Origin of the sequence: Dactylosporangium sp. NPDC050588 (assembly GCF_040654975.1) — a bacterium.
Lineage (GTDB): Bacteria > Actinomycetota > Actinomycetes > Mycobacteriales > Micromonosporaceae > Dactylosporangium > Dactylosporangium maewongense.
Window position 1 is genome coordinate 52,313 of the sequence record NZ_JBFAJA010000083.1, and the last position, 10,275, is coordinate 62,587.

A 10,275-nucleotide genomic window follows, 5' to 3' on the forward strand; every position below is an offset into this window, starting at 1 on the left:
AACGCACCAAAGGGCCCAGCCACCATCGCGCCATCCCCCGTCTCAGCACGACCGCTTCGTTGCCCGCAGTCTACGAAGACCCCCCGACATTTTCCGGCGCCGTCGCGGTGACCAGGGCGGCGAGCTCATGGAGCGCGGCCCGCACGGCGGAGGGTTGCTCGATCCACGGGAAGTGGGCGGCGTCCTCGATCCGGCGGTGCAGGACGTGGTGGCCCTGGAAGCGGGGTGCGTCCCACCGCCGCTGCGTGACGATCCGGTCCTGGGCGCCGCTCACGATCAGGGTCGGCACGGCCGCCGGCCACCACCGCAGCTCGTACGTGCTGTCGAAGTGCCTGGCCGACCAGTCCACCGCCGCGGCGTTGTAGGGCATCCGGGCCAGCATCTCAGCGCCGGCGGCCAGCCCGGCCGGCGTGAAGTTCCACGGCGCGGACGCCACCGTGAGCCGGCGCAGGTGCTCGTCGGTCGGGTCGGCCTCGTACGCCGCGCCGGCGACGTCGACGGCGGGCAGCGGATGTTCCCCGACCATCCGCTCGAAGTCGGCGAGCCAGCCGGCGTGCGGTGCCGAGCTGACCAGCACGAGCCCGGCCAGCAGCGGCTCCAGCTCCGGCACCGACAGCAGGTACATCCCGCCGGTGGAGTGCCCGACGAACACGGCCCGCGGCAACGCCTCGGCCGCCTCGACCAGCACCCCCGGCCAGCGGGCGAAGGGTTCGCCGCCGACCGTGTTCGAGCCGTCGCCGGGCAGGTCGACCAGCCAGGTCACACCCGGTACACCGGCCGAATCCGCCAGACCGTGCAGGCTCTCCGACCCGATGCCGGGCCCGCCGGGCAGCAGCAACCAGTTGAGGTCCCCGGCCCGCTCGGCCACCGGCCGCAGCCGCACCCCGGACGCCGTCCGGAACTCGCTCACCGTCACGCCCGGCATGCTCCACGACGGCGCCGCCGCGCGCCAGGCATTTCGCCGGGCCGGTGAGCTGCGCGAATCGGCCGTTCGGCCGACGCGATCATGCACGTTCGGCAGCTCAGGCGGGCAGCGAGGGATGTTCATGTCCCACTACGCTCCAGCCGTTCCCCAAACCCCTGAGGATGGCAATGACGTTTCTGTCCCGTTTGTCGGCTCGCCGGACCGGCGCCGCCCTCGCCGCGTCCGCGCTCGTGTTCGCGGCGCTGCCGGCGACGTCGGCGCTGGCCGAGGACGACTTCCCGTCCGTCGGCGCGGCCACCAGCTACGACATCGGCCTCGGCGCCGTCGGCACGCCCGGCAAGGCCGTCACCGTCTGGGTCGACGCGCACAATGCCGTCAAGCCCCGGTTCGAGATCGACCAGACCGGCCTGGCCGGTGTCGCGACGTTCGCCGTGCCGGACGGCAACGACCAGTGCAAGGCGACCGGGAAGAAGATCGTCTGCGACCTGCCGCAGGCCGACTTCACCTCCGTGCCCATCGTGCTCGTCCTGCACCCCGACAAGGGTGCGGCGGTCGGCGACAAGGGCGCGTTCACGCTGGACGCGATTGCCGAGAACACGCCTGACCTGCCCGCGTCCGAGCACAAGGTCACGATCGCCGACGGCGCCGACCTTGTCGTGACCGCACCCACGTACGTTTCCCCCGTGCCCGAGGTCAAGCCCGGCGACGTCCTGTTCACGAAGGCGGCGTTCGTCAACTACGGCAACCGGGCGGCCGCCGACGCCACGATGACGATGATGTTCGACCCGGGCATCGCGCCGTTCAAGTACGAGGGCTGCACCTACACCGAGACCGAGTACCCGCTGATCGTCGAGTGCCCGGTCGACGGGACGATCGAGCCCGGCGCGGGCCGGGAGTTCGTGACGGTCGACGAGAACGGCAAGGAGACCCCCGGCATGGGTGCCGTCGTGGCACCCGACGCGCTCGGCTGGAAGGGCGTCGACTTCCTCGCCCTCGCCGACAGTGTCGTCGAGGACCTTCCGCCGGAGGTGCTCGCGAAGGCGAAGACGACCAAGGCGACGAGCGGCAAGAAGTTCAAGATCCGGCAGCAGCAGCCGGTCAACAAGTCGTTCAAGGCGCAGCCGGAGATCGACAAGAACGACAACTATGCGGGAACGGCCTACGGCGCGCTGAACTCGCGCGACCTCGCCACGATCGGCGCGACCGCCTCGGGCGGTGTGGGCAGCGTGGTCACGGTGAACATCGGCGTCAAGAACACCGGTGTCTCGATGCTGGACGCGTACCGGACCGGCGGCGAGCCGGCCGCCAGGTTCAACTTCGTGGTGCCCGACGGCACCGAGGTCGTCGGGGTCGGCGAGGGCTGCGTCGCCCGGTGGAAGGAGGACGACGGCAGCATCGGCTGGGACCCGGTGCCGGGCAAGCGCTTCTACGACTGCGGGATCGACTCGTCGCTGTTCAAGCCGGGCGCGTCGTACACGACGGCGTTCCAGCTGAAGATCACGCAGGTGATCGCCCACGCGACGGGCACCGTCTCGTTCACCAACCCGTTCCGGGACCCGGCCGAGCCGCCGGCGGACGCCAACCCGGGCAATGACGTTGCCGAGGTGGTCATCAACCCGAACCCCGGTGGCTCGGGCGGTGGCCTGCCGCTGACCGGTGCGCAGACCGGGCTCGTCGCCTCGGTCGGCGCGGCGCTGCTGGCGGGTGGCGTGGCCCTGTTCCTGGTGGCGCGCCGCCGCCGCGTGGTGCTCGTGGTGCCGCAGGACGGCAGCGCCGAGTAACCCACTGCACGACAGGCCCCGGCGACCGCGGTCGCCGGGGCCTTGCCGTCGGCGCGGTCAGAGCAGGTGGCGCAGGTACCGGTCGGGTTGGCCGAGGAACGCCCGGAAGTGCTCGACGACGGCGAGGTCGGCCCAGCCGGTGCGGCGGATGCCGTGCTCGCCGAGCTCCAGCACCGTCGCGTCCGGCAGCGCGGTCAGGACCGGCGAGTGGGTGGCGACGACGACCTGCGCGCCGGACTCGGCCAGGGTCGCCAGTCGGGACATGAGGGTGAGGGTGGACGTGAAGGACAGGGCCGCCTCCGGCTCGTCCATCAGGTAGAAGCCGGGCTGGTTGAACTTGCGCTCCAGCAGGGCCAGGAAGCCCTCGCCGTGGCTGCGCTCGTGCAGGTCCCAGTCGGGCGAGCCTTCGAGCGACTCGAGGTAGGTGTACAGGCCGTGAGTCGTCTCGGCGCGCAGGAAATACGCGTTGCCGCGAGCGCCGGCCGTGCGGACGAAGCGCAGCTGCGCGCCGAGCGGGGCCTCGGTCTCGCGGGTGCGGTGCATGGCGCCGCGGGAGCCGCCTTCCGGGTTCAGCCCGTACGCCTGGGCGAGCGCCTCGATCAGGGTGGACTTCCCCGACCCGTTCTCGCCGACGAGGAAGGTCACGCCCGCCGGGAGGTTGAGGCCCCGGTCCAGCAGGGACCGCACCGCCGGGATCCGGGCCCACCACGCGTCCGGATCCCACGACGCGCCCGGGTCCACCTCGACGCGCCGCACCAGCCGCTCCACACCGGCGAACACTACCGGCCGGCCCGACGTAAGCGCCGGATGAACACCTCCGCCACGGCCAGGTTGACGATCCAGCCGGCGGTCTGACCGAAAGGGATCAGTGTGGGCGCGAGCGTCGCGGCGCTCTCCGCGCTGAACGGCAGCCGGATCAGCAGCAGCAGCGGCACCAGCACGCGGGCGGTCACGGCGAGGAACGTCAGCGCGTAGTTGCGCAGCATCCACTCGCGGTGGGCGGTGAAGTCGCGGCGGCGGGCGGCACGGTACGCCAGACCGCCGGTGATCAGCCACAGCACGGCCGCGACGGTGAGACCGACCTGCGTCACCGGCCGGCCCGACCACAGCGCGACCGGCACCGCGGTGACCGCCGCCGGCAGCACCCCGGCGAGCAGATACACCCGGCCGATGGTGCGGTGGACGCGCGGACGGGCCCGCACCCGCGCCATGAACTGCAGCGGGCCGAGGATCAGCGCCACGGCGGCGGTGAAGATGTGCGCGACCAGAGTGGCGTAGTGCACGGTCCCGCTGACGCCGAGGCGGCTCTCGGAGGCGTCGAGGCCGATGTACGGATAGACGAGCACGAGACTGACGACGACCGCGACCACGAGTGTCACGCGCGGCAGGCGGCCCGGCGACCCACTGCGAGGCGATCCGCTGCGAGGCGACGGCCGGCGGGGCCGCTCGGCCGTGCGTTCGTTCGACATGACTCGACTCTGGCCCACCACGGCGCCACCGTCATCAGCCCAGCGATGACCCGGCGCTACGCCGATGGGCGTAGGTCCACCGGTTCGAGAGAGCGCTCTCCGTGGGATGGATCACAAGATCCACGTGCCAGTTGAGTCGCCCGCGTTCGCGGCCAGTTGCAGCGGCGCCTACACCGACTCGGGCCGTGGCTACCATGGCGGACCGAGAACGCCTCAGCCGAGCTGGTCGCGGCGGCGGGTCAGGTACGCGGTCTCGGCGGTGTTGCCGGCCAGCTCGATCGCCCTGTCGTACGCCGCCCGCGCCTGCTGACCGCGCCCCAGCCGCCGCAGCAGGTCGGCGCGGGCCACATGGAACGCGTGATAGCCGGCCAGCCGGCCCTCCAGGCGGTCGACCGCCGCCAGGGCCACGTCCGGCCCGTCGAGCTCGGCGACCGCGATCGCCCGGTTCAGTGCCACGACCGGCGACGGGTCCAGCCGGACGAGCTGGTCGTACAGTGCGACCACCTGCGACCAGTCGGTGTCCCGCACATCGCGGGCGGAGGTGTGCACGGCGTTGATCGCGGCGAGGATCTGATACCGGCCGGGCGCCTCACCGGTCGCCAGCCGCTGCCGGACCAGCCGGTGCCCCTCGGCGATCAGCGCCGGGTCCCACGCGCCGCGGTCCTGTTCGGCGAGGGTGACCAGCTCGCCGCCCGCGGAGACCCGGGCGGCCCGCCGGGCCTCGGTGAGCAGCATCAGCGCCAGCAGCCCGGCCGCCTCGCCGTCCGCCGGGAGCAGGGCGCGGATGAGGCGGGTGAGCCGGATGGCCTCGGCGGTCAGGCCGGGACGCACCGGGTCGCTGTCCGCGCCGGTGGCCAGGTAGCCCTCGTTGAACACCAGGAACAGCACGGCGAGCACGCCCGCGACGCGAGCCGGGAGATCCTCGGCAGCCGGCAGCCGGTACGGGATACGCGCCGCCTTGATCTTCGCCTTGGCCCGGGTGATCCGCTGCCCCATCGCGGTCTCCTGCACCAGGAACGCCCGGGCGATCTCGGGCACGGTGAGCCCGCCGACCATGCGCAGCGTCAGCGCCACGCGGGTCTCCATCGCCAGCGCAGGGTGGCAGCAGGTGAAGATCAGCCGGAGCCGCTCGTCGTCGATGGCGCCCAGAGGCTCGGCAGGCGTGTCGTCGTGCAACATCCGGGCCTCCTTGTGCTTGTCGTCGCGCTTGCTCTCGCGCCGGATCCGGTCGATGGCCTTGCGGTTGGCGGTCGTGGTCAGCCAGGCACCGGGGTTCGGCGGCACGCCGTCGGCCGGCCAGCGCTCCACGGCGGTCGCGAACGCCTCGGCGGCCGCCTCCTCGGCGATGTCGAGGTCACCGAAGTGCCTGGTCAGGCTGGCGACCACCCACGCCCATTCCTCTTGGTGGGCCCGGGTGAGCGCGGCCCGCACCTCACTCACAGAAATGGCCGGACCTCGCTCATGCGGTTGCGCTGGATCACGGACGCCAGGTACAGCACGGTGCGCTCCTCTCCTCGGCCCCTCTGTCTACCTGACCTACGAACCCGCCGCCGCCGATCCGACACGGCCGCTCGAACTTTTCCGGCGGAGATCGGTCTGGAGGACATACCGAAGCATTCCGTTTCATTCGCCGACGTCACGGCGTCACCAACCGTGCCGAGATCACCTCGATCGATTGACACGGGAGTCGGGCAGCCCCTACGTTTCGCTCACTTTCACTTCGCGGGGGCATCCAGTGATCTCACTTCATCGCGCCGTGCGCAGGTTCCTGTCCGGCGCCCTTCCCATCAGCCTCGCGCTGACCGTCGCGGCCGTGGCCGTGGCCGGCGACCCGGCCGCCGCCGACCCGGCGCCCGGGCAGCCTGGTCAGCCCGGCCAGGTCGCGCCGCCGGTCGACCAGCGCGCCGCCGAGACCGCGGCGCTGCAGCAGGCGGTCGAGAGCGGCCGCACGGTCGAGGTGGCGAACTCCCGGTCCGAGATGGCCCGCACGATGGCCACGCCGCGCGGCACGCTGGTGCGGGAGAGCTACGCGGTGCCGCAGTGGACGAAGAAGGACGGCGCCTGGCGGCAGATCGACCTGTCGCTGCGCAAGGACGGCACGACCATCGCCCCGGCCGCGTCCGTGGCGGACGTGCGATTCTCCGCCGGCGGCACCGGACCGCTCGTCACTCTTGCCGGTGCCGGCGGCGCGCTCAACCTGACCTGGCCGTCGAAGCTGCCCGCACCCCGCATCGAGGGTGACACGGCGGTGTACGAGTCGGTGCTGCCCGACGTCGACCTGCAGGTGCAGTCCACAGTGGAGGGCTTCGGCTACTCGCTGATCGTCAAGACCCGGCAGGCCGCGGCGAACCCGGCCCTGGCGAAGCTCAAGTTCGGGCTGAGCAGCACCGGGTGGTCGCTCAAGCAGCGCCCCGGCGGCGGCTACGAGACCCGCGACAGCACCGGCAAGGTCACCGCGGCGGCCGGGCCGGCCCTCATGTGGGACTCCGCGGGCGTGCCCAGCGCGCAGCGGTCCCTCGCGGCGGCGCGGTCCGCGGGGAAGAACTCGCTGCTGCGGCACGTGCCCGACGACTCCCGCAAGGCCGACCTCCCCACCACCGTGGAGGACGGCTCCCTCGTCATCGTCCCCGACGCCGCGATGCTCGCCGACCCGAACGTCGCCTACCCCGTCGTCATCGACCCATGGACCGGCGTCGGCCGCGCCCGCTGGGGCTACACCGACTCCACCAACGCCAACCGCGACGACGGCATCGTCCGCGTCGGCCTGAACACCGACGGGTCCGGCACCTTCCGCTCCTTCTTCGCGTTCGACCTGACGTGGCTGCCGGGCAAGCAGATCCGCAATGCCAAGTTCGTGACGTACATGACGCACTCGTGGTCGTGCACGGCGACGCCGGTCAACCTGTACCGCACCGGCGACCTGACCGGGTCCGGCCGGCAGGCCTGGTCCGGCCCCGGCCTGGACCTGCACATCGAGCAGAAGTCCGGCAACGCCCACAAGCCGTCCACCGGCGCCGGCTGCGCGAACGACCCTCAGCCCAACATGTACATGGAGTTCTCCAACCAGACCCTGGTCAACGACATCATCAACTTCGGCCAGGGGCGCGGCAGCTACACCCTCGGCCTCTCCGCCCGCGACAGCAACGGCGCCAACGAGACCGTCGGCAACCGGTGGAAGAAGTTCGACCAGGCCTCGACCGCACTGTCCGTGGAGTACAACAGCCTGCCGAACACGCCGCAGGCGGCGCAGATGACGACGCACACCGACTACACCGCCGCCGGGCAGGCCTGCGTCACCGGCGCGACCCGGCCGATCGTGCGGTCCATGACGCCGTGGCTCAAGGCGACCGTCTCCGACCCCGACGGCGACCAGAGCGGCCAGCTGTCCGCCGCGTTCTCGCTCGAGCGGCTCAACGGCAGCACCTGGACCGGCGTCACGGGCTGGCCGAAGAGCGACTCCGGCATCCCGTCCGGGACCCTCGGCGAGGTGCAGGTGCCGGCCGGCACCCTGAGCAGTGCCACCTTCCGCTGGCAGGTGCGGGTCAGCGACACCCTCGGCGGCTCGTCGAACTACTCGGCGTGGTGCGAGTTCTCCGTCGACACGACACCGCCGGGGGTCGTGCCGACCGTCACGGCGGCCGACGGCCTGTACCTGGAGTCGCCGCCCAACGACACGATGCGCGGCTCCGTCGGGCGCAGCGGCCAGTTCACCTTCGGCGCCAACGGCGAGACCGACATCGTCGACTACGAGTACCAGCTCGACGGCAGCGCGAAGACGTACGTCGCCGCCTCCGTCACCGGCGGGCCCGCGACCGTCTGGGTCACCCCGACCCACCGCGGCGAGCACGTGCTGACCGTCCGCTCCCGCGACGCCGCGCAGAACGCGTCGCCGCCGAGGGACTACCGCTTCCTCGTCAACACCGCCTCCGATCCCAAGGCCGTGTGGAAGCTGGACGAGGGCACCGGTGTCACGCTCAACACGACGCCGGCCGGCGGCCCCGCCGCCACCGTCACCGGCGGCCAGACCTGGGTGGCGGGGCGCGTTCTCGGGGCGCACCCGGTCGCGGGCACGGACGGCGCGCTGCGGTTCGACGGCGTGGACGACCTCGCCGCCACCGCCGGCCCGGTGCTCGACACGTCGAAGAGCTTCAGCGCCGCCGCCTGGGTCCGGCTCACCGCCACCGACAGCCAGCGCACCGTCCTGTGCCAGGAAGGCGCGATGGCCTGCGGGTTCGCCGTGCACTACCGGCCCGCGCCGGACAACCGCTGGTCGCTGAGCCTGTACGGCAGCGACACCACCGACCCGCCGATCGTGCGCGCCAACTCGGCCGCGCCGCCGGTCGCGAACCGCTGGACCCACCTGGCGGTGTCCTGGGACGCCGGCACCAAGACCGCGAAGCTCTTCGTCAACGGCGCCCTGTCCGGCACCGTGAGCCGGCCCACGAACTGGAACGCCACCGGCGCGCTGCTCATCGGTCAGGGCAAGTTCAACGGCTCGCGCAACAACAGGTTCGCCGGCGACATCGGTGACGTGCGGGTGTGGGACCGGGCGATCGACCCGGCGCTGGACCTCAAGCCGCTCGTGGCGCCGGTGCCGACGGGTGCCTGGGCGATGGAGGACTACGACGAGGACGTGCCGCGGCAGGTCACCGACGACTCCGGGTACCAGCACCCGCTGACCCTCACCGACGCGCCCGGCGCCACGTGGTGCGAGGGGAACGACCTCAGCGGCGGGCTCTGCCTGGACGGCGTCACCGGCGCCGCCGCCACCGCCGGGCCGGTCGTGCACACCGACCAGTCGTACTCGGTGAGCGGCTGGGTCCGGATCACCGACACCAGCGTGTCCCGCAGCGTCTTCGCCCAGCAGGGCACGCGTGGTGCCGCGTTCACCGTCCGGTACGACAAGGTCGCCAACCGGTGGGCCTACGCGGTGACCGGCTCCGACGTGGACGCACCCACCGTGGTCAAGGTGACCTCGCTCGCCGCGCCGGTGCTCAACAGCTGGACGTTCCTGGAAGCGGTGTACGACGCGCAGGCCGGCCGGATCCGGCTGTTCGTCGACGACAAGCTGCAGGCCGAGGCGACCGTCGCCGGGACCTGGGACGCGGCCGGGCCGTTCACCGTCGGCCGCACCCTGCAGGCCGGCGCCGCCGCCGAGTTCTTCGCCGGCACCATCGACGGCATGCAGGTGTCGGCCGGCGCCACCAAGCCCGTCACCGGCGCCCCACCGGCCGGCGCGCTGACCCTGCTGCGCTCGGGCCTGCCCGGCAAGTGCCTGGACAACTACACGGGCGGGTCCGCCGACGGCAACAACGTCACGTCCTGGTCCTGCAACGGTGGGTACAACTCGCAGCTGTGGACGCTGGCGGGCGACAACACGATCCGCATCGTCGGCAAGTGCCTCGACGTCGTCGGCTCCGGCACCGCACCGGCCACCCGGGTGCAGCTGTACACCTGCAACAACACCGTGGCGCAGCAGTGGCAGCTCGGCCCGAACAACTCGATCCGCAACCCCAACTCCGGCCTGTGCCTGGACGTCATGAACGCCAGCACGGCCGACGGGGCCGGCATCCAGATCTGGACCTGCGACGGCAACTCCGCCCAGCAGTGGACGATGCAGTGGGCCGGCATCGGCATGATCCACTCCGGTATCCCCGGCAAGTGCATCGACAACAACCAGGGCCTGACCGCCAACGCCAACCCGATCCAGTCCTGGGACTGCAACGGCGGCGCCAACTCGCAGATCCTCACCGTCCTCGGCGACGGCACCATCCGCGTCGCGGGCAAGTGCCTGGACATCGTCTCCTACGGCACCGCCAACGGCTCGAAGATCCACCTCTTCGACTGCAACCTGACGCCGAACCAGCTGTGGGAGCTCGGCCCGAACAACTCGATCCGCAACCCCGTGTCGGGCCGCTGCCTGGACGTTCCGAACTCCAGCACCGTGAACGGCACCCAGCTGCAGATCTACGACTGCAACGCCACGAAGGCCCAGGAGTGGCTGGCCACGGCGTTGGAACCGTTGCAGAACCCGCTGCCGGAATACCCCGCGTGGTTGCTGTCGATCGTGCCGGTGCACACCGCCGGCGCCGCCTCCGCC

Annotated in this window: 6 protein-coding genes; 2 read left to right on the forward strand and 4 right to left on the reverse strand. The window is 71.9% G+C overall.

The annotated features are described in order from the left end of the window. Positions 1-70: 70 nt before the first annotated feature. A complete protein-coding gene (locus AB0I21_RS43740; protein WP_360569742.1) occupies positions 71-916 on the reverse strand; it encodes an alpha/beta hydrolase in 846 nt (281 codons plus the stop codon). A 176-nt stretch (positions 917-1,092) separates the two neighbouring features. Here AB0I21_RS43740 and AB0I21_RS43745 point away from each other — a divergent pair, with 176 nt between their 5' ends. After that, positions 1,093-2,706 carry an LPXTG cell wall anchor domain-containing protein gene (locus AB0I21_RS43745; RefSeq protein ID WP_360569744.1) on the forward strand — a complete coding sequence of 538 codons (1,614 nt, stop codon included), beginning with the start codon at positions 1,093-1,095 and terminating at the stop codon, positions 2,704-2,706. Positions 2,707-2,763: 57 nt separating this feature from the next. Here the strand turns inward: AB0I21_RS43745 and AB0I21_RS43750 are convergent, their stop codons facing one another. The 3 genes from AB0I21_RS43750 to AB0I21_RS43760 form a co-directional block, all read right to left on the reverse strand. Next, positions 2,764-3,462 carry an AAA family ATPase gene (locus tag AB0I21_RS43750; RefSeq protein WP_360569746.1) on the reverse strand — a complete coding sequence of 233 codons (699 nt, stop codon included), beginning with the start codon at positions 3,460-3,462 and terminating at the stop codon, positions 2,764-2,766. 23 nt (positions 3,463-3,485) lie between these two features. Then, entirely contained in the window at positions 3,486-4,085 is a 600-nt protein-coding gene (locus tag AB0I21_RS43755; protein WP_360569748.1) for a DUF2306 domain-containing protein, read from the reverse strand. A gap of 303 nt (positions 4,086-4,388) precedes the next feature. After that, positions 4,389-5,615: a DUF6596 domain-containing protein gene (locus AB0I21_RS43760; protein ID WP_360569750.1), complete on the reverse strand. Its 1,227-nt coding sequence runs from the start codon at positions 5,613-5,615 to the stop codon at positions 4,389-4,391. 316 nt (positions 5,616-5,931) lie between these two features. On the opposite strand from AB0I21_RS43760, the gene AB0I21_RS43765 reads away from it, so the two are divergent. After that, the coding region (locus AB0I21_RS43765) for a ricin-type beta-trefoil lectin domain protein (protein ID WP_360569752.1) at positions 5,932-10,275 on the forward strand (4,344 nt) is incomplete at its 3' end.